Genomic DNA, 19,057 nt, shown 5'->3' with positions numbered 1-19,057 from the left:
GATTCTCCTTTTTATTGTATCGGTGCAGCGTCGCGGTTCGTTGTCGCCGCGAGCGATGCGCCGGTTCAGCACGAGCTGCAGTTCCGGTGTCGCCGCTGGTGGTTTCAACATCGTGGCGCCGAATCGCGATGGCAGTGCTAGACCGGAATGACAAAGCCCGTAAGGGGCGGGCGATAAAGGAGAGCGGGATGCGTGGATTGCTGGGGACCGTGGTTGCCGTGCTGATCGGCGTCTTTGCACTGGGCGCGTCGGCCCAGGCGGATGAGGGACGGATCACGCTGACGATCTACAAAGGCGGCTGGGTGATCGGCGGTTCCGGCGGCTCGGGCACGTTGAACTTCCACGGCCGGCGCTATCCGCTGTCGATCGGCGGCCTGTCCTACGGTCTGGTATTCGGCGGCTCGAAGGCGCAGCTCGCCGGCCGGGTCAGCAACATCCGCTCGCCGCGCGATGTCGCCGGCGTCTACGGCGCGGTCGGCGCGGGGGCTGCGATCGGCGTCGGCGCACGCGCCATCGTGCTGCGCAACGAGAAGGGCGCGGTGCTCGAACTGTCCGGCTCGCAGGTCGGCCTGATTGCCGACCTCGATCTGTCGGGCCTGGCGATCGGGTTCAAATAGTCCGGCCACGGCGCGCGCCCGAACGACTGCGCCGCGACGGAAGCTTGCGGCGCCCGGCGCGCGGGCCGCAATGCCCGCACGGAACCGGCGCGCCGAACAGCTCGGCGAGCCGCGCGTCCTGCAGCGCGATCGCGTCATACAACGCGAACACCTCCGCAGCGCGCGGCGTGCCGATGATGTCGTCGCGCCGCAATGCGCGCGCTGCGAGCCGGTCGAGGCCGTCCGCGAGGCTGGCGTCCTGCACCATCACGGCCGGGCCGGTCGCGGCGATGAAATGATGCAGGCGCATCACGAAGCGGTCGGACGCGCTGGTGCCGTCGCCCCAGCGCCCGCAGATCAGGTCGAACTCCGCGCCGTGTTCGCCGACGTGGCCGACCGTCCACCACACCTGATAGGCCGCAACCGCGGCATCCGACGTCGAGATGGTGCCCGAGACACGGCGGCTGATCTGGCCGCAGCAATCACAGCGGCCGGTGACCTGATCGGCTTCCGGTGTGACGCGCAGCGTGGCCGGGACGGTGGCCGTGTCGAGCTCCAGACTACTCACGGCAATCGAGCCTCTCCTGAGCGAACGGCGCGGCGATCTGCTGCGCCGAAGCTGCGCTGAACGACCGAGAACGACACCGCATCGACGCCTCCCGCTGCAACCACTCCGATCGTTTCGCAATTCCTGATTGCAGAATGTTCCCGATATGTTCGTGCCCGTCAAGCGCCATTTCGGGAACGAAAGCCGAATACCGGCGGCGCCGCGCCTGTCGGCCGCCCTTGCTTGCCTCGCCGGCTGTAGCTGGTTACAGCAAGCCGCAATCACGAGCAGGGCAGGACGCGTTCATGAGCGACAGGGTGATCATCGCCGGCGGCGGCATTGGCGGGCTTGCAGCGGCGTTGACGCTGCATCAGATCGGCGTGCCCTGCGTCGTCTATGAGGCGGCGCGCGAGATGCGGCCGCTCGGCGTCGGCATCAATCTGCAGCCCAACGCGGTGCGCGAACTGCTCGACCTCGGCATCACCGAAGCCGACCTCGATCGCGTCGGCCTGCCGGCGAAGGAATGGGCGCTGGTCGGGCTCAACGGCAACGACATCTATGCGGAGCCGCGGGGCAAGGCCGCTGGCTATCGCTGGCCGCAATATGCGGTGCATCGCGGCCGCTTCCACATGCTGCTGAACGACAAGGTGATCGAACGGCTCGGCGCCGATGCGGTGCAGCTCGGTCGCCGCGTGACTTCCTATCGCAAGACCGCAGACGGCGTCACCGCGACGCTGGAGCATGCCGATGGCGGCAGCTCGGAGGTGAGCGGTGCGCTGCTGATCGGCGCCGACGGCATTCACTCCGCGGTGCGGGCGCAGATGCATCCGAACCAGCCGCCGATTCATTGGGGCGGCGCGGTGATGTGGCGCGGCACCACCTGGGGCAAGCCGACACGTAGCGGCGCCTCGTTCATCGGCCTTGGGACCCATCGCCACCGCGTGGTGATCTATCCGATCTCGCATCCGGATCCCGCGACCGGGCTGTCGATGCTGAACTGGATCGCCGAAGTCACGCTCGACAATGCCGACGGCTGGAAGCAGCAGGGCTGGTTCAGGCAGGTGCCGACGTCCGAGTTCGCGCATCATTTCGACGGCTGGGTGTGGGACTGGCTCGACGTGCCGGCGATGATCCGCGAAGCCGACTCCGCTTACGAGAATCCGATGATCGACCGCGATCCGGTCGCGACTTGGCGAGACGGCCCGGTGGTGCTGATCGGCGACGCGGCGCATGCGATGTATCCGACCGGTTCGAACGGCGGCACCCAGGCGATCGTCGACGCGCGCGAACTCGGCGCCGCGATGGTCGCGCATGGCGCCACCGAAGCGGCGCTGGCGGCGTTCGACGCCAAGCTGTGCGGGCCGATCTCGCAGCTGATCCTGCGCAATCGCGGCGCCGGTCCGTTCGGTCTGCTCAACCTGGTCGACGAACGCTGCGGCGGCACGTTCGACAACATTGACGACGTGATCCCGCCGGCCGAGCGCGCCGCCTTCATGGCCGGCTACAAGGCCGCCGCCGGTTTCGCGATCGATCACCTCAACGCCGCGCCGCCCACGATTCAGCCCGGCGCGCGGGTGAAGGAGCCGGCGGCGGCGTGAGCTGCGGCGCGACGGGCTCAGCCTTCGCGCGCGCGATCGTCCGGTGTGTGATCATCATTCGCCGCTGCTGGTGATGAGGTCATTGCGGCCGGCTGCGCCATCTTGCGCCGGACGCGGCTGTTGATCCGAAACAGCGTGTGCACCTTGCCATTGGCGGTGGCGCAGCCGCCGCGCATGTTCGGAAGTATCAGGGTCGCTTCGCTCATCGCATCTCTCCATCGGTTTGATGCGATACTAATCACTCCACCAATTGTTTGTTTCGCGTCAGCATCTTGTTATCGTTAACCAAGCGTTAACGCGCGCTCGGTGCCGGTCGGCCGCGCCGAGGCGAGCAGTGCCCGTGCGCCACCTGCGGCGCAGGGCTCAGCCTCCCCAATTGATGACGCAGCCGTGCGTCTCCGGCGAACAGCGGCTGATCGAGGCGACGTGGAAGTACTCCGGCCCCTGCGTGCCGGTCACCGTGACCTTGGTGGCGAGATAGGGCCGCAGTTTCGGCTCGTCGTTGAACGGGCGGGCGTCGATCGCGATGCGCTGCTCGCTGTCGTCGAACTGTTGCAGATAGTAGATCGGCGTTTCGCTCTTCGAGCCGATCGCGGCGAGCTTGGCGAACAGAAAACCATGCAAGGTCTGTACGTCGGATGCGGACATGACCAACGTTCCTCCAGGTTGTTAGTTCGTCGCCGAGCTTAGGCGCCCGCTCGCGCGCAGCATTGATCGGGCACAATCTGAAGCTGAGTGCGCGCCGAAATCGCGCCTGCGGTGGGTGTCGGGCGTGATCAGTTGTGCACTGTTTGATACACATGCTGGTACGATGACACGTCGTCACGATCTCGCGGCGCCGCAGCGTCCGATTTGCGCTCCATCCGGGCGACGGATGGCTACTTCTTCAACCAGATCTTTTCGCCGGTCAGCAGATTGACCATGTACGTCGGTCCGTCCTCCTCGTCTTCATCGTCGGGGTCCGGATACTGCACAGGCGCTTCGCCCTGTCTCGCCACGACCCGCGGATACCTGACCTTGGCGACCTTGGTGCTGGTTTCGATCAGTTTGACGCGGAACAGCCATTCGTCGCCGTAGTCGAACAGGAACGTCATGGTGTGCCCGAGCGTCGGAAACGCGTCGGCGACCTTGGTCTTCTTGACCGAGAGCGCACGCTTTTCGTCGGCCTCGCCCATATCGACGAACAATTCGTACATCGGATGCTTGTTCAGCAATTGCCGGTCGGTGAGGCCGGTGTAGAATCCGAACGCGTGATCGAAATCGAAATCGAACGCGGAGACGATCGCCCTGGCGAGGACGTAAAGCGATGACGCCGCGCCGATCTCGATGTCGCGGTACACCTTGGTGTTGCCCGGCGGCGTGACATGCAGGATCAGGGTGTCGTCCGTTTTCATCGCGGTCCCCACGAGCAGCAAGTCGGATCGAATCGAACATACCGCATCGGGGCGGTTGTGGCAGCAGGGGTGAGCGCTGCGAACGCCGTGGGCTGGAGATGCCGTTGTGGCGATGCGGCCTGCGTCCGATCCGGCTCGCTTGGCTCATCCACGCGAGGCCCTGCGACCTTCGGCGATCGTGCGCTCAGATCAATGCCGCGCTTGGTGGCGTTGCTAGGCTGCCGCCACCATTTTGCATTGGAGGTTGTCATGATCGCGCGTCGTCGTCTTGCTGGTTTGGCTGTCGTCGTGCCCGCGCTCGCCGCGGCGGCGCTGGCGCCGCCGTCGCCGGCGCGCGCCGGGGACGGGCTGGAGCCGTATGCGCCGCTGCTGGTCGAGTTGCCGGGCTGGAAAGCCGGCAAGCTCGGCGGCCTGGCGATGCAGGACGGCGGCAGCCGCATCGTGGTGGTGCAGCGCGGCTATGAGCGCGGCGAGATCCATGTCAGCGTCCAGCTGCTCGCCGGCGCGCCGGCCCAAAGCCGGCTGGCGGCCGGCGGCACCGGGATGCGCACCGAAGCCAGCCACGGCCCGGCCAGCACCACCACCGTCGACGGCTTCAAGGTGACGCGGACGTTTCAGGCCAGCGACAAGTCCGGCACCATCCTGATCGCCCTCGGCCCTTCCGCCGCGCTGTCGCTGTCGTTCAAGGGCCTCGGCGAAGACGAAGCGCTGGCGACGGCGAAGGCCTTCGACTGGAAGGCGATGCAGGCGGCGGTGAAGTAGCGGAGAGGCGACCGTAGGGCGGATTAGCGAAGCGTAATCCGCCATCTGCGCACGAGGTGCCCGATGCCGAACTACCGTCGTGCCTTCGTTCCGGGCGGATGTTGGTTCTTCACCGTCACTCTGCTCGAACGCCGCAACACGCTGCTGGTCGATCACATCGCGATTCTGCGTGACGCGGTCGCGCGCACGCGGGAGCGCTTTCCGTTCGAGATCGACGCCGTCGTGGTGCTTCCGGACCATCTTCACGCGGTGTGGACTCTGCCGCCCGGCGATGCTGATTTTTCGACCCGCTGGCGACTGATCAAGACGCGTTTCGCAAAGGCATTGCCCAAAGCGGAGCGGCTGAGCGCGGTCCGCGCGAGGCGGAGCGAACGCGGCATCTGGCAGCGCCGGTTCTGGGAGCACTTGATCCGCGACGAGGCGGACTACGTCCGGCACGTCGAGTACTGCATGATCAACCCGGTGAAGCATGGGCTGGTTAGCCGTGTGCAGGATTGGCCGACTTCGTCGTTCCATCGCGACGTCCGACGCGGGGTGTTTCCGCTCGATTGGGCGGGTGATGCCAGTGTCGAAGGTGAGTTCGGCGAAGCCTAGCGTCGCTTGACCGTAGGGCAGGTCAGCCGAAGGCGTAACCTACCGGTGGCAGCGGTGTTCTCATTGAGGGAGTGGCAGATTACGCTTCGCTCATCCGCCCAACCGGCCAGGAGATCGAGGATGGAATTCGACACCGACAAGATCGACGACGCAACGCTGGCGCTGCTGTATCTGACGCTGCATGACCGCACCCGCGCCTGGAAAGGCCACGACTGGGACACGCTCGACCGGCTGCACGACAAGGGTCTGATCGGAAACCCGGCCGGCAAGGTGCAGTCGGTCGTATTCACCGACGAAGGCCTCGCGCGCGCCAAGGAGCTATTCGAGGCGATGTTTGCGAGGAAGAAAACGTAACGCCGACGTGTGACCGTAGGGCGGGTTAGCCGAAGGCGTAACCCGCCGAGCCAACGTGGCGGTGCCTTGGCGCAATGGCGGATTACGCTTCGCTAATCCGCCCTACGGGCTGCGTTATCGCAGTGGATCGTGAGATGCAGGGCAAATCGTTGTCGAGGCGGAACTGCTTCAGCATTGCGGGATCATCATACGGATGGCGTCGCGCGATTGAGCGAAGCGTCATCCGCCATGTTCAAATAGGATGATCCGATGACCCCCGCCGAACTCTCCGAGATCTACCGCGGCTACATCGCCTGCCTTAACCGGCAGGATTGGCCGAAGCTGGACCAGTTCGTCGGCGAGGATGTGTCCTACAACGGCGAGCGGGTCGGGCTTACCGGCTATCGCGATATGTTGCAGCGGGAGTGTCGCGCGATCCCTGACCTCCACTTCGACATCCAATGGCTGGTATCCGAACCGCCGCGGGTCGCGAGCCGGCTGTGGTTCGACTGCACCCCATCGGGCGAGCTGTTCGGCCTTGCCGTCAATGGCAGACGAGTCCGCTTCGCCGAAAACGTGTTCTACGCGTTCTCCGACCGCCGCATCGTGGAAGTCTGGTCGATCATCGACAAAGCCGCCGTCGCAGCGCAGCTCGCGTGAGCCAATCGCGGCTGTAGGGCGGGTTAGCCGAAGGCGTAACCCGCCGAGCGAATGTACCGCTTGCTTCGGCGTAATGGCGGATTACGCTTCGCTAATCCGCCCTACGGGCTGCAAGGACATTGCCGTATTGGCCGGCATTCCGCATTCCTATGCAACGGAGATCAGAAAGGGAATGAAACTTGCGCCGTATGTCTCCATGAGAAGTACTGGTCGAGTTTGACAAACTTGTTAGCGAGAAGCCCGCGTAAGCGTGGCGATACGCGGGCTTGAACGAGCGCAGGAGTCCCGGGTATCGCTGCGCTCACCCGGGCTACGCTTGCTAATCCGCCCTACGGGCTGGTGCGTAGCGCGCCAAATGGATGCGGGATCCGATGACCGATAGCAGTGATTCATGCTTGCATCCGGCTATTGTTGGATTGGGCGTTGCCAGTCCGTTTTACGGGTTACCGGCTAATTCGCTCCACGGATTACGGATTTCGACCGCAGCGTGAATATCGGAGGCGCGGATCATAATGCGTCGCTCATCCAATGAGTCCGCAAGCTGTATTGCATGTTTCGTCAGAAGTCAGAAGACTAACAGCGTAAAATGCCTGCTGGGAGGGTAGCTGGATGGACTATTTCCCGATAATGCGCGAGCTTGGCCGCTTATTGGAAAGAATGCTCTCGATTCAAAGTGGATTTCAAAGAAAGACATGTGAGGTTCGAGTCGACAAGATAATGCAAGAAATGGAAGCTGTTCATAATTACTTTATATCAAATCTCGATTTTGTGGTTGCGTTGATTGAGGATACTGACTTTCTCGCAAGCAAGAGATCGAATGATCCCAGCGTTCAGATAATGCAAATTCTGGAAACAATTAGGAGTCTCGAGAAAAGCCGTTACGAAAGCCGGATTAAGCGGCATGAATTATTCGAGAAGGTAAAAATGGGTGCGCTGGAATCGATCTCGGAAAGGTCTCTTGCAATCGTCGCTCTAAGTGAAACGCAAGACAAGTGTCTTAGAGCGTTCTACTCTAGCATAGAAAATTACTTTGTGTTGGGGGGGCGGTATAGCCACAAGTTGGCCGAGTTCCTGCAGGAGATAAGGCTTCAAATTCTAGACATGCGTAGGAATTCAACCGTTGTGCAATTATCAACAACGCGAAGCCTCGTCCTTGATGAAATCGAAAGAATGCAGGCGAATTGGAGGCTAATAGCTGAGAGTTATTCGAGGGTGAAGAACGAATTCCCGTCTCAGTAAGGGGTGGGCAGAGAGTGTAATCGGCCGACAATGCCGTCGGCTGTGTCGACTGGTGAATGGACTGGGTGAGTGGTGGTCTGTGTCGATTTCGAGTTTGGATTGGTGGATGTCGCAAGCGCTCACCTCATTTTCCGTTCGCGCTCTACCAAATGGCGCTAAACAAAACAGCCGAGCTTGTCGCCCGGCCGCTTCGCTTCAGATGGATGCCCGGGTCGAGCCCGGGCATGACGTTTGTGGTGTGGTGAGCTCGCTGCCTTACGACAGCGCCTTGTTGCTCTCTTTCACCTTGTCGGCGTCGAGATACACGCTGCTTCCCATCTCTTTGAACTTGGCGCTCATCTGGGCCATGCCGTCTTCGATGGTGCCGCTGATGGTCATGCCGGCGTGGCCGACCGGGTAGAGGGCGGCTTTCTCGTTGTCGCCGAGGCCGGCGGCGTAGTCGCGGACGTCCTGGGTGATCTTCATCGAGCAGAATTTCGGGCCGCACATCGAGCAGAAATGCGCGACCTTGTGGGCGTCCTTCGGCAGGGTCTCGTCGTGGAAGGCTTGCGCCGTATCCGGATCGAGGCCGAGGTTGAACTGGTCCTGCCAGCGGAATTCGAAGCGAGCGCGGCTCAGCGCGTCATCGCGGAGCTGCGCGGCGGGGTGGCCCTTGGCGAGGTCGGAGGCGTGGGCGGCGATTTTGTAGGTGATCACGCCGGTCTTGACGTCGTTGCGGTCGGGCAGGCCGAGATGCTCCTTCGGCGTCACGTAGCACAGCATCGCGCAACCGAACCAGCCGATCATCGCGGCGCCGATGCCCGAGGTGATGTGATCATAGCCCGGCGCGATGTCGGTGGTCAGCGGGCCCAAGGTGTAGAACGGCGCCTCGCCGCATTCCTTCAGCTGCTTGTCCATGTTGATCTTGATCTTGTGCATCGGCACGTGGCCGGGGCCTTCGATCATCACCTGGCAGCCCTTGGCCCAGGCGATTTTCGTCAGTTCGCCGAGCGTCTCCAGTTCGGCGAACTGGGCGCGGTCGTTGGCGTCGGCGATCGAGCCCGGCCGCAGACCATCACCCAATGAGAACGACACGTCGTATTTGCGCATCAGGTCGCAGATCTCGTCGAAATGCGTGTAGAGGAAGCTCTCCTTGTGATGCGCCAGGCACCACTTCGCCATGATCGAGCCGCCGCGCGACACGATGCCGGTGACGCGGCTGGCCGTGAGGTGGATGTATTGCAGCCGCACGCCGGCGTGGATGGTGAAGTAATCGACGCCCTGTTCGGCCTGCTCGATCAGCGTGTCCTTGTACAGCTCCCAGGTGAGCTTGACCGGATCACCTTCGCACTTCTCCAGTGCCTGATAGATCGGCACAGTTCCAATCGGGACGGGCGAGTTGCGCAGAATCCATTCGCGGGTGGTGTGGATGTTGCGCCCCGTGGAGAGGTCCATCACGGTGTCGGCGCCCCAGCGGATCGCCCACACCATCTTGTCGACTTCCTCCTCGACCGACGAGGTCACCGCCGAGTTGCCGATATTGGCGTTGATCTTGGTGAGGAAGTTGCGGCCGATGATCATCGGCTCGAGTTCGCCGTGGTTGATGTTGGCCGGGATGATCGCGCGGCCACGGGCGATCTCGTCGCGGACGAATTCCGGCGTGATGAACGCCGGCACCGCGGCGCCGAACGATTCACCGTCGGCCAGCGCCGCCTCGGCGCGTTCGAGCTGCTGCTTGCGGCCCAAATTCTCGCGCTCGGCGACGTAGATCATCTCCTTGGTGATGATGCCGCGGCGGGCGAACTCGTATTGCGTGATCGGTGCATCGCCGACGCCACGCAGCGGCTGGTGATGCGCGGTGAAGGCCTTGGCAGCGTGCGCAGCACCGACATTGCCGTTGTCTTCCGGCTTGATGTCGCGGCCTTCGTACTGCTCGATGCCGCCGCGCTGCTTGACCCATTCGGTGCGCGGGCGCGGCAGGCCCTTGTTGACGTCGATCACGACGGTCGGATCGGTGTAGGGGCCCGAGGTGTCGTACACCGGCAGGTTCGGCTCGCCTGCGCCTTCGCTCAGGATGATCTCGCGCAGCGGCACGCGCAGATCCGGCGCGCTGGCGGGCGTGGCGTAAATCTTCTTGGAGGAGGGCAGGGCGCCGGTGGTGACGGCTGCGCGGGTGGTTTCGGGATTGGAACGGATATTCATGCCATCCTCCTGTTATCGGTTGTTATTCGGGCCGCTTGGTTCGGTCGTGTTGTCGGTCGGAGTGGCGAGGGCACGGTGCGTGTCGCCCTCACCCCGACCCTCTCCCGCACGCGGGAGAGGGGGAATTAGCGCTTCGGTCGCGGCGGAGCCTCACGCACGGCCTGCTCCCTCTCCCGCTTGCGGGAGAGGGCTGGGGTGAGGGCGCCGCGGGTCGCGGCCATCGCGTCGTTCATCACGCCTTCTCTGCGACGAAATCGAGCCAGGCGCGGACGCGGGCGTCTGGGTCTTCGTTCTGGGTCACGTCGCTGACCACCGCGATCGAGTCGGCGCCGGCAGCGAAGATCTCTTCGGCCTGCTCCAGCTTGATGCCGCCGATCGCGACCAGCGGGATGTTGCCGACGCGCTTCTTCCATTCGGTGATCTTCGGAATGCCCTGGGGGGCAAACCGCATCGATTTCAGCGTGGTCGGGAAGATCGGGCCGAGCGCGATGTAGTCAGGCTCGGCGGCGAGCGCGGTTTCGAGTTCGGCGTCGTCGTGGGTCGAGAGGCCGAGCGTCAGCCCGGCGCTGCGGATCTCGGCGAGGTCCGCTTCGGCGAGATCTTCCTGGCCGAGATGCAGATGCTGGGCGCCGGCGACGATCGCGGCGCGCCAGTAGTCGTTGATGATCAGCTTGACGCTGGTGTCCTTCACCGCCGCGAGCGCGTCGGTGACGAGCTGCAGCGCGGCGCCGTCGTCGAGGTCCTTGGCGCGGAGCTGCACGGTGCCGACGCCGAGCGCGGCGAGGCGTTTGACCCACGCGATGCTGTCGACGACGGGATAGAAACGGTCAGGATACGGCATGCCAGAACGGTGTCCCGATCACAGGGGTGGAGGGCGAAGCGAAATCGCGGGCGCCCATCAGCCCCGCTTCGTAACCAGTGCGGCCGGCTTCGACCGCGAGCTTGAAGCCGCGCGCCATCGCCACCGGGTCTTCGGCCTTGGCGATCGCGGTGTTGAGCAGCACGGCATCGTAGCCGAGCTCCATCGCTTCGGCGGCGTGGCTCGGCGCGCCGAGGCCGGCATCGACCACCAGCGTGATATCGGGTAGGCGGTCGCGCAGCAGCTTCAGCGCGTCGCGATTGGTGATGCCGCGCGCGCTGCCGATCGGCGCCGCCCACGGCATGATCACCCGGCAGCCGGCATCGACCAGCCGCATCGCCACCGACAGATCCTCGGTGCAATAGGGAAACACCTCGAAGCCATCCTTGATCAGGATTTGCGCGGCTTCGACCAGGCCGACCACGTCCGGCTGCAGCGTGTCGTTATCGGCGATGACTTCGAGCTTGATCCAGCTCGTGCCGAACAATTCGCGCGCCAGCTTGGCGGTGGTCACCGCGTCGCGCACGCCGCGGCAGCCGGCGGTGTTCGGCAGCACGGTGACGCCGAGTTCGCGGATCAGCGACCAGAACTGATCGCCGGCCTTGCCGCCCGCCGTCTCGCGCCGCAGCGACACCGTGACGATCTCGGCACCCGACTCGCGGATCGAGTCCTGCATGATCGTCGGCGACGGATACAGCGCGCTGCCGATCAGCAGCCGGGAGCCGAATTCGCGGTCGTAGAATTTCACCATGCGTGATGCTCCGCACTGTTAGTAGCGCGCGGCGCTCGCTTACTCCCTCCCCCCTTGCGGGGGAGGGGCGGGGTGGGGGGTGCCACGGGCACAGTGCTTGCGGCCCCCCACCCCCGACCCCTCCCCGCAAGGGGGAGGGGAGTGGCGAGGTCGCGATGCGTGGCTTGTCCCACCATCATCCTCATCCCCCCTGCCGCGGCGTCAGGATCTCGATTTCGTCGCCGGCGGTGACGGGCGTTTCGTCCCATTTGCCGCGGGGGACGACGTCGTAGTTCAGCGCGACGGCGAAGTGGCCGCCGGTGCAGTCGAGTTCCTGCATCAGCGCGGCGACGCTGGCGGACTGAACCTCGCGCTGTTCGCCGTTGATGGTCACAAGCATCGCATCACCTGATTGTCGATCTCGCCGCGCTCGACATAGGCCACCACCTTCTCGGCCAGCGACGGCGCCATCAGGAAGCCGTGACGATACAGGCCATTGGTGGCGACGCGGCGGTTGCCGATGGCGATCCGCGGCAGGTTGTCGGGGAAGGCGGGACGAAGCCCGGCGCCGAGTTCGACGATATGGGCTTCGCCGAACGCCGGATGCACCGCATAAGCCGCGCTCAGCAGCTCCAGCGCCGAGCGCACCATCACCAGCTCGTCCTCGCTCTCGACGGTGGTCGCGCCGAGCATGAAGTGATTGTTCTGGCGCGGGATGACGTAGAGCGGCCAGCGCGGGTGCATCAGCCGCACCGGGCGCGACAGTTTCACCTCGGCGGTCTTGATCACCACCATCTCGCCCTTGACGCCGCGCAGCTCCGGCGCCTTGTCGCGGGCAGCCAGGCCGCGGCAGTCGATCACCAGACCGTCGAGATCTTCCGGCGTCATTTCAGACTCGAAATGGATGGCGCCGCCGGCCTCGATCAGCCGCTCGTGCAGGCGCGCCAGCACCAGCCGCGGCTCGACATGGCCTTCGTCCGGGAAAAACAGGCCCTCGCGGAACCGGCCGGCGAGCGCCGGCTCCAGCTCGGCGATGCCGTCGGCGTCGACGCGGCGGTGGCCGGTGGTCATCTTGGCGAAGCGCTCGAAGTCGGCGCGGTCGCGCGGATGCGCCACCACCAGCGAGCCGTTGAACACCGCGTCCGGGAATTCCTTGCGCCACATCTCCAGCGAGCGCATGCCGATCTGGCTGACCATCGGCTCGGCGCCCTCGGCCTCGCAATACGGCGCCAGCATGCCGCCCGCCCAATGGCTGGTGGCCTGTGTCATCTCGTTGTCGCCGCGTTCGTACAGATTGACCTTGCGGCCGGCGCGCGCCAGCAGCAGCGCCTGCCAGGCCCCGGCGATGCCGGCACCGATCACCGACACCGGCGCGTCCTTGCGCAAGTCCGGTTTCTCGCTGCGCAGAGCTGCGGCGGTCAACGCCGAAGCAGCCGACGCCGAAGCGACTGAAGCCGAAGCAACGGAAGCAAACGCGGAAAGATTGGCGGATTCGGCCCCGCCACGGCCTTCAACTGTCTGATGCATCCCTGTCCCTTCGCCGGCATGACCCGGATCAGGTTCAAAGGGTCACCGCGGTCTCTGTGCCTCGCGAATCGAAGCTGTGAGCGTGCGGTATCTCAGCTCCTCGTCGGAGCCCCCCTCGGAACGGGCTCAATGTAGGCCGATGCCCTGCCGTGTCAACGTGGCTTTGGTGCAGGGGTGTGCGGAGCCGGCCGCGCTGCGGCATGGAACGATGCGGCGTGCAGCCGGCCGTCAGGTCGCGCGGCTCGGGGCCTGGCGGGGCAGGGTGATTCGTCCGATCAGGCCGTGCGGTTTGCGGTCGTGCAGGGTGAGGTCGCCGCCGTGGCCGCGCGCGATGGCGCGGGCGATCGACAGGCCGAGGCCGAACGAGGAGCTGTCGTCGAGGTTGCGGGCGTTGTCGCCGCGGACGAACGGCTGCATCACGCTGTCCTTGTCGGCGTCGGCGATGCCGGGGCCGTCGTCCTCGACCTCGATGGTGATCGCATCCTGTCTCAGTGTCAGCCGAATCGTCACCTCGGTGCCGAACCGCACCGCGTTCTCGACCAGATTGGTGACCGCGCGATGCAGGTCGGCGGGGCGCGCCATCGCCATCGCATGCTCGGGGCCCTGATAGGCGACCTTGGCGCCGGTGTCGGCGAACTGATCGGCGATCAGTTGCATCGCGCTGGCGAGATCGATCAGGGTCGGCGCGTCGCGGGTGGCGCCGTCGCGCAGAAAGGTCAGCACCGCGGTCAGCATGGTGCCCATCTGATCGAGGTCGTGCAGCGTCTGGGTGCGCTGGTGCTCGTCCTCGATGAATTCGGCGCGCAGCCGCATCCGGGTGATCGGGGTGCGCAGATCGTGGCTGATTGCCGCCAGCATCCGGGTGCGATCCTCGATCAGCGTGGTGATGCGCTCGCGCATCCGGTTCAGCGCCCGCGCCAGCGAGCGGATCTCGGCCGGGCCGCGCTCGGGCAGCGGCGCGTCGGAACTATCCAGGCTGAAGGTCTCGGCCGCGGTGGCGAATGCCGACAGTGGCGACGCCAGCGTGCGCGCCGCCCACAGCCCGAGCAGCGCGAGACTGACGACACCGATCAGCAGCGACGCCATCCATGGATTGCCCAGCACCGGCCAGCGATGATCCGGCGGCAGCTTCGCACGGATCGCTTCGCCGCCGGGCAGGGTGATCGCCACTCTGTCGTCGCCGACGAGATCGACCCGGTAGTCCGGGCCGAGATGCCAGCGCAGATAGTCGATCTGATGCGGCGGCCAGGCGGTGTCGCGCGGGGGCGCCGCCGCGGTGGTGGCGGCGAGTTCGAATTGCGGGAAGGCGGCGGCAATCGAGGCGATCAGTTGCGGCCGTTCGGCCGTGGGGGTGCGGCCGATCAGCTCGGCGAGTGCGAAGAGCTGATGTGGCTCGGGTCGCGGCGGTCGCGGCATGTCCGGCCGGTTCGCGAAGAATGCAACCGCGATGATCAGGTGGCTGGCGATGATCGAGGCCAGCACCAGGATCGCGATCTGGCCGCGAATGCCGTCAGGCTTGAGGCTGAAGCCGAGCGCCGGCAGCCGCGTGCGCAGGCTCATGCGGCTTCGACCTCCGGCGTGAACACGTAGCCGCCGGCGCGCACCGTCTTGATCAGCGTCGCCTCGCGCGGATCGGGCTCGATCTTGCGGCGGATGCGGCTGATCAGCACGTCGATCGAGCGTTCGAACGCGCCGACGTTGCGGCCGTGGGTGAGATCGAGCAGCGCCTCGCGCGACAGCACTCGGCCGGCGCGCTCGCACAGCGCCTGCAACAGATCGAATTCGGCGCTGGTCATCGCCACCAGCGCGCCGTCGGGATTGCGCAATTCGCGGCGCCGGCAGTCCATCCGCCAGCCGAGGAAGCTCAGCGTAGTGGCACCCGGCGTGGCGCTGGCGGTGACCGCGCTCGCCTGCCGGCGCAGCACCGAGCGGATCCGCGCCAGCAGCTCGCGCGGATTGAACGGCTTCGGCAAGTAATCGTCGGCCCCCATTTCGAGGCCGAGGATGCGGTCGACGTCGTCACCGCGCGCCGTCAGCATGATGATCGGCAGCGCCGAATTGGTGCGGATCTTCCGGCACAGGCTGAGCCCGTCTTCGCCCGGCAGCATCACGTCGAGCACGACGAGGTCGACGCGATGGTCGGCGATCCAGCGCTCCATCTCGCGGCCGTCCGCGGCGGTGGCGACGTTGCAGTTGTTGGCGCGCAGATACTTGGCGATCAGCGCGCGGGTCTCGCGGTCGTCTTCGACGACAAGGATCGATGGCGGTGTGCTGTTCATGACCGGGGTTTTGCGATGTTTTGCCGGAAGTGTAGCGGGGAATCTTGTTTCCGATTGTTTCTACGCGGCGTTGCGAAAGAATCCGCAACTAACTCAGGGCTTTGGCGAAGATATTGTTAATCCATTAACCATAGCGTCGGGCGCGATCCAAACCCGGAGTCCGCCATGACCTCCATTCCTTCCGCTGCCGCAGGCGGCAGCTATCTGTCTCCGCTGCAGCTCCTGCAGAAGGAGCTCGCGTCGCAAGTCTCGTCCGGCACCGTGGCATCCAGCGATGCCGACGCGCTGTCTTCGGCGTTGCAGGACATCGACTCGGCCCTGCAGAGCAGTCGCTCCAGCGCCGGCTCGGAGGCTCGCCCGACCGATCTGAAATCCAAGATCGACGACCTGATCGCCAGCGAAGTGTCGAGCGGCAAGCTGACCACCGATCAGGCCACCGAGCTGCAGAACGTGTTCAAGAATACCTTCGCCGGTGGCCCGCCCCCGGGCGGTCCGCCGCCGGACGATGCCGCGGCGGCGAGCGCGTCGGGCAGTTCTGCCGACACCTCGTCCTCGTCGGACATCAGCGACATTCTGAAGCAGTTCCTGCAACTGCTGCAGGATCAGCAATCGTCCACCGGCAGCGCCTACAGCTCCAGCGGCTCCGCCGCGGCATCGGGATCGTTCACCGCGCTGCTGATCAACTACCAGACCTGAGACATCGCCGAGTTTTCCATCCGACTGTGTGACGCCGTCGGTTCGAGCGCATCCCCTTTCGCTGCGGCGCAAGGGGATGCGCTCTTTTATTGTCTCTGCGTTTTGTCGCAGCGGTTGCCGCTTGCTGATTCGGGGAACTCGTTGGAACTCGACGGTTCAGTGCGAACTAATCGTTTGGTGCGACGCATGGCGCTAAAAATAGTTCGTTCGCGGGAACGTCGCGTCGAGTCTGCGGTTCTGTAGGCACCATTCACATGCAAGAGGGCATTTCCGATGAAGACCAAATCCATGATCGCCGGCCTCCTGGGCACCACGCTCCTCGCGACCGCCGCCTACGCGCAGAATCCGGCGCCGGCCGACAGCTCCAGCACGATGGCCAAGTCGTCGACCACTGCCGCTTCGCAGCAGCATGTGGGGCAGTGGCGTGCGTCGAAGATGATCGGTCTCAACGTCTACAACCAGGGCAACGAGAAGCTCGGTGACATCAACGAGATTCTGCTCGACAACCAGGGCCGCATTCAGGCTGTGGTGATCGGCGTCGGCGGTTTCCTCGGCGTGGGCGAGCGTGACGTCGCCGTGGCGTTCGACAAGCTGCAGTTCGTCAACACCCCGGTGTCGTCGAACACTGCGATGAACAAGAACGCGCCGGCGAGCTCGACCACCGCCCCGGCGGGCACCACCACCGGTGCCGCGACCTCGACCACCGCGAGCAACGCCGATCGCTGGTATCCGGATCACGCCGTGTTCAACGCGACCAAGGACCAGCTCAAGTCGATGCCGGAGTTCAAGTACTCCAAGTAAGCGACAAGTAAGCGACGCGGGCGCAGCCTGCATCACGCGAACGCCGCCGGTTTTTCCGGCGGCGTTCGTGCGCGTTCAAGGGGTATGGTGAAGACTGGAGATCAGCGCGGCTGTGGCAGCGGAAGCTCCGGCGGCTTCAGCCGGGTCACTGTGACTTCGAGGATGCCGTTGGCTTCGGCAGTGATCCGCAGCATGTTGGAATCGAACACCAGATCCGAGAGCCGCAGGCTGGAGATCTCCGACGAGATCCGCATGCCGTCTTCATTGCGCTGATAGGAGGCGATCATGTTGCCGACCCGGCGCTGGATGTTGGAGGCTTCCGGTTTCAGGTCGATCACCGCCTTCTCGGCGATGGCCTTTTCCAGATACGGCACGGCGGCGCGGGTGGTGTCGCCGAGCAGGCCGAACGCGGACTCGGAATCCACCGCGAGCTGAATGTCCGACAGCCGCAGCGTCTGGTTTTCCTGATCGAGCGTCGGCCGGCCCCAGACGTGCAAGGTCGCTTCGGTGCCGAAGCCGAAGAAGCTGCGGTTCTCCTTGGCATCCACCAACAGCGAGATCAGCAGCCGGTCACCGCTGGCGGACAGTTTGGCGCGCTTGACGGTGATCGCGGCGTGGCTGTCGCCCTCCGGATAGGTCTTGCCGACGAACTGGGCTTCGAGGACGCGATCGAGCTCCTGGAACGGAATGTCGATCGGCACCGCGACTTTGACGCCGGCGTTGTCGGGCGCGATCATCTGCAGCGCCGGCGGGAACGGGCATTGCGGTTTGGTCGGTCCGGCGGTGATGCGGGTGTCGGCGACGATGCCAAGCGTCAGCGTGGCGGCTGCCGCATCGACCTGTGGCTGCGCCGCCAGCGCCCGGGTCGGGCGGATTTCCAGGAAGAAGCCGTTGGGTACGCCGGCGCCCTGGAGCGGCACCGAGCGGCATAGCCGCTCCCACTCGCGACGCGCGCTGCGCTCCAGCGCGCCGTCGTCGCGGATGCGGCGCTCCAGCGTCCCGAGCTGATCAGCGATCGCCTTGTCGATCACCGGCTTGACCTGCTGCGGCACGTCGATGCGCACACCGCCGACCGAGACCCCGGAATCCGACAGCGCGACCTCGGCGTCGAGGTGCGGATCGACGTGCCAGTTCGGCAGCACCTGCGGCCGCGCGCTGATCACGATCGTGCCCTTGATCTCGCCGTTGGCGTTGAACGACTTGATGTTGACGCCGATCTGCTTGGCGACCTTGCCGCCGAGCAGGCGGCCGAGCGTTTCGTCGACCTTGGACTGGGTATTTGCGGACAGCGAACCCTTGGCATTCACCGTGCCGGTGAGCGGCGAGGTGATGGTGAGCTGATCCTTGGCGCCGCGCACCGTCACCGCGCCGCGGGTCGCGGTCCAATGGATGTCGGCGTTCTGCACGTAGTGAGCCAGCGGGTTGTCAGCCTTGCCGGAGAAGCTGCGCGGCGCGACGGCATCGACCAGATCGCGGATCGTGCCGAGCGGCACCGACACCGGCACCACCACGGTGGACTGCCGGATCGGCGGCAACGGCGGCAGCGCCTGTAGATTTGGTGGCGCGATGGCGCGCGGCGTCAGCCAGTCGAACGCCTTCAGCGTGACAGTGAATGAAATCGCGACGATCGCGAATGCTACCAGTCCAAACTTGACGAAACGCATCGATACCCCGGGCGCGAACGGCCGGGACAATACAGCCCGGGGCCGGGGTGCGCCAGCCGCGGAACACCTGGCTTCTGCGCGGCCGTGGAAAGACCCGCGAACCGCCGCGATGTTGCCGAACACGGCGCTGGAGATGGTACGGCGTGTTGCCGAAGATTACAGCCTGACCGGTCCGTCGGGCGCGCAGCCGAGCGCTCCGCCGCGCAGTGCCCATAAATTGCACACCGAATCTGCGCCGACCGGGCCTTCGACCACCAGGCACTGGTCCGGCGCCTGATAGAAACGGCAGGAGCCGCAGCGTCGCGTCGAGGTCGCGACCGCGACGAAGCGGGCGTCCTGCTGCGACGATTTGCGGGGAATCACCACCGAACATCCGGCCGGCTGAGCCTGTCCGGGCGTGGCGGCCGCGGCGCAGCCCGCAGCCAGCAAGAGCCTCGCCATCCTGAGCAGGTGCCGCCGCCGCGACAGCATGACATTGAGTGCAATCGTCTGGTCCATCAGATCACCCCCCTTTGTCGCGGCGCCAAGGCACGCCGCCGCGATCAGCCGGAGTGTTAGTTCAGAGGTGCTGACGGTTAGCTGACAGCAGACGCGACA

At 65.1% G+C, this 19,057-nt stretch carries 23 protein-coding genes and 1 riboswitch; of the genes, 10 read left to right on the top strand and 13 right to left on the bottom strand.

The genetic code is table 11. The features are described 5' to 3' along the window. Window positions 1-188 precede the first annotated feature (188 nt). Complete coding sequence (locus M9H71_RS01430) at window positions 189-617, top strand: hypothetical protein (protein WP_164605849.1); 429 nt, start codon at window positions 189-191, stop codon at window positions 615-617. On the opposite strand, the gene M9H71_RS01425 is transcribed toward M9H71_RS01430, so the two are convergent. Continuing rightward, entirely contained in the window at window positions 610-1,164 is a 555-nt protein-coding gene (locus M9H71_RS01425; RefSeq protein ID WP_455403338.1) for a hypothetical protein, read from the bottom strand. The genes M9H71_RS01430 and M9H71_RS01425 overlap by 8 nt on opposite strands. 284 nt (window positions 1,165-1,448) lie before the next feature. Here M9H71_RS01425 and M9H71_RS01420 point away from each other — a divergent pair, with 284 nt between their 5' ends. Further along, the gene (locus M9H71_RS01420) at window positions 1,449-2,741 is read left to right on the top strand and encodes a flavin-dependent oxidoreductase (protein ID WP_455403337.1); all 1,293 of its coding nucleotides are present in this window, start codon (window positions 1,449-1,451) and stop codon (window positions 2,739-2,741) included. 17 nt (window positions 2,742-2,758) lie between these two features. Here the strand turns inward: M9H71_RS01420 and M9H71_RS01415 are convergent, their stop codons facing one another. From M9H71_RS01415 to M9H71_RS01405, 3 genes are all read right to left on the bottom strand, one after another. Then, window positions 2,759-2,947 carry a hypothetical protein gene (locus M9H71_RS01415; protein ID WP_455403336.1) on the bottom strand — a complete coding sequence of 63 codons (189 nt, stop codon included), beginning with the start codon at window positions 2,945-2,947 and terminating at the stop codon, window positions 2,759-2,761. A 157-nt stretch (window positions 2,948-3,104) separates the two neighbouring features. Beyond that, complete coding sequence (locus M9H71_RS01410; RefSeq protein WP_455403335.1) at window positions 3,105-3,389, bottom strand: hypothetical protein; 285 nt, start codon at window positions 3,387-3,389, stop codon at window positions 3,105-3,107. Between the two features lie 230 nt (window positions 3,390-3,619). After that, window positions 3,620-4,135, bottom strand: a complete 516-nt coding sequence (locus M9H71_RS01405; protein WP_455403334.1) for an IS1096 element passenger TnpR family protein — start codon at window positions 4,133-4,135, stop codon at window positions 3,620-3,622. 249 nt (window positions 4,136-4,384) lie between these two features. Between M9H71_RS01405 and M9H71_RS01400 the strand changes: the two genes are divergently transcribed. The 6 genes from M9H71_RS01400 to M9H71_RS01375 all read left to right on the top strand — a co-directional run bounded on the left by M9H71_RS01400 (window position 4,385) and on the right by M9H71_RS01375 (window position 7,723). Continuing rightward, window positions 4,385-4,897, top strand: a complete 513-nt coding sequence (locus M9H71_RS01400) for a hypothetical protein (RefSeq protein ID WP_455403333.1) — start codon at window positions 4,385-4,387, stop codon at window positions 4,895-4,897. Window positions 4,898-4,960: 63 nt separating this feature from the next. Then, window positions 4,961-5,491 carry an REP-associated tyrosine transposase gene (locus M9H71_RS01395; RefSeq protein ID WP_455403332.1) on the top strand — a complete coding sequence of 177 codons (531 nt, stop codon included), beginning with the start codon at window positions 4,961-4,963 and terminating at the stop codon, window positions 5,489-5,491. A 120-nt stretch (window positions 5,492-5,611) separates the two neighbouring features. Then, window positions 5,612-5,845, top strand: a complete 234-nt coding sequence (locus M9H71_RS01390) for a DUF6429 family protein (RefSeq protein ID WP_455403331.1) — start codon at window positions 5,612-5,614, stop codon at window positions 5,843-5,845. A gap of 249 nt (window positions 5,846-6,094) precedes the next feature. Then, a complete protein-coding gene (locus M9H71_RS01385) occupies window positions 6,095-6,484 on the top strand; it encodes an ester cyclase (RefSeq protein ID WP_455403330.1) in 390 nt (129 codons plus the stop codon). After that, window positions 6,372-6,704: an HTH-like domain-containing protein gene (locus M9H71_RS01380; RefSeq protein ID WP_455403329.1), complete on the top strand. Its 333-nt coding sequence runs from the start codon at window positions 6,372-6,374 to the stop codon at window positions 6,702-6,704. The genes M9H71_RS01385 and M9H71_RS01380 overlap by 113 nt, the downstream gene beginning before the upstream one ends. Before the next feature lie 389 nt (window positions 6,705-7,093). Further along, window positions 7,094-7,723 carry a hypothetical protein gene (locus M9H71_RS01375; protein ID WP_455403328.1) on the top strand — a complete coding sequence of 210 codons (630 nt, stop codon included), beginning with the start codon at window positions 7,094-7,096 and terminating at the stop codon, window positions 7,721-7,723. Between the two features lie 255 nt (window positions 7,724-7,978). Here M9H71_RS01375 and thiC read toward each other — a convergent pair whose 3' ends face one another. The 7 genes from thiC to M9H71_RS01340 form a co-directional block, all read right to left on the bottom strand. Continuing rightward, entirely contained in the window at window positions 7,979-9,904 is a 1,926-nt protein-coding gene (gene thiC / locus M9H71_RS01370; RefSeq protein WP_455403327.1) for a phosphomethylpyrimidine synthase ThiC, read from the bottom strand. 232 nt (window positions 9,905-10,136) lie between these two features. Continuing rightward, window positions 10,137-10,745, bottom strand: coding sequence for a thiamine phosphate synthase (locus M9H71_RS01365; protein ID WP_455403326.1), 609 nt, complete (start codon window positions 10,743-10,745; stop codon window positions 10,137-10,139). Beyond that, window positions 10,732-11,514: a thiazole synthase gene (locus M9H71_RS01360; protein WP_455403325.1), complete on the bottom strand. Its 783-nt coding sequence runs from the start codon at window positions 11,512-11,514 to the stop codon at window positions 10,732-10,734. Before M9H71_RS01360 ends, M9H71_RS01365 begins: the two co-directional genes overlap by 14 nt. A 181-nt stretch (window positions 11,515-11,695) precedes the next feature. After that, the gene (thiS, locus tag M9H71_RS01355; protein WP_012497001.1) at window positions 11,696-11,893 is read right to left on the bottom strand and encodes a sulfur carrier protein ThiS; all 198 of its coding nucleotides are present in this window, start codon (window positions 11,891-11,893) and stop codon (window positions 11,696-11,698) included. Continuing rightward, window positions 11,884-13,020, bottom strand: a complete 1,137-nt coding sequence (locus M9H71_RS01350; RefSeq protein ID WP_455403324.1) for an FAD-dependent oxidoreductase — start codon at window positions 13,018-13,020, stop codon at window positions 11,884-11,886. The genes thiS and M9H71_RS01350 overlap by 10 nt, the downstream gene beginning before the upstream one ends. Then, window positions 13,009-13,146: riboswitch (TPP riboswitch) on the bottom strand. (Overlaps the previous gene by 12 nt.) 102 nt (window positions 13,147-13,248) lie before the next feature. Next, window positions 13,249-14,580, bottom strand: coding sequence for an ATP-binding protein (locus M9H71_RS01345; RefSeq protein WP_455403323.1), 1,332 nt, complete (start codon window positions 14,578-14,580; stop codon window positions 13,249-13,251). Further along, a complete protein-coding gene (locus tag M9H71_RS01340) occupies window positions 14,577-15,299 on the bottom strand; it encodes a response regulator (RefSeq protein ID WP_455403322.1) in 723 nt (240 codons plus the stop codon). The genes M9H71_RS01345 and M9H71_RS01340 overlap by 4 nt, the downstream gene beginning before the upstream one ends. A 165-nt stretch (window positions 15,300-15,464) precedes the next feature. Between M9H71_RS01340 and M9H71_RS01335 the strand changes: the two genes are divergently transcribed. Together M9H71_RS01335 and M9H71_RS01330 are read left to right on the top strand one after the other, a co-directional pair. Next, on the top strand, window positions 15,465-15,995 hold the full coding sequence (locus M9H71_RS01335; protein ID WP_455403321.1) for a hypothetical protein: 531 nt from the start codon (window positions 15,465-15,467) through the stop codon (window positions 15,993-15,995). Between the two features lie 273 nt (window positions 15,996-16,268). Continuing rightward, window positions 16,269-16,796 carry a PRC-barrel domain-containing protein gene (locus M9H71_RS01330; protein ID WP_455403320.1) on the top strand — a complete coding sequence of 176 codons (528 nt, stop codon included), beginning with the start codon at window positions 16,269-16,271 and terminating at the stop codon, window positions 16,794-16,796. Between the two features lie 101 nt (window positions 16,797-16,897). Here the strand turns inward: M9H71_RS01330 and M9H71_RS01325 are convergent, their stop codons facing one another. Then, window positions 16,898-18,460, bottom strand: a complete 1,563-nt coding sequence (locus M9H71_RS01325) for a DUF4403 family protein (protein WP_455403319.1) — start codon at window positions 18,458-18,460, stop codon at window positions 16,898-16,900. A gap of 156 nt (window positions 18,461-18,616) precedes the next feature. Then, a complete protein-coding gene (locus M9H71_RS01320; RefSeq protein ID WP_455403318.1) occupies window positions 18,617-18,958 on the bottom strand; it encodes a hypothetical protein in 342 nt (113 codons plus the stop codon). Window positions 18,959-19,057 lie beyond the last annotated feature (99 nt).

This window comes from Rhodopseudomonas parapalustris, from assembly GCF_053772255.1.
The sequence above is the reverse complement of the archived record's forward strand: the minus strand, read 5'-3'. Positions and strand labels throughout refer to the sequence as shown.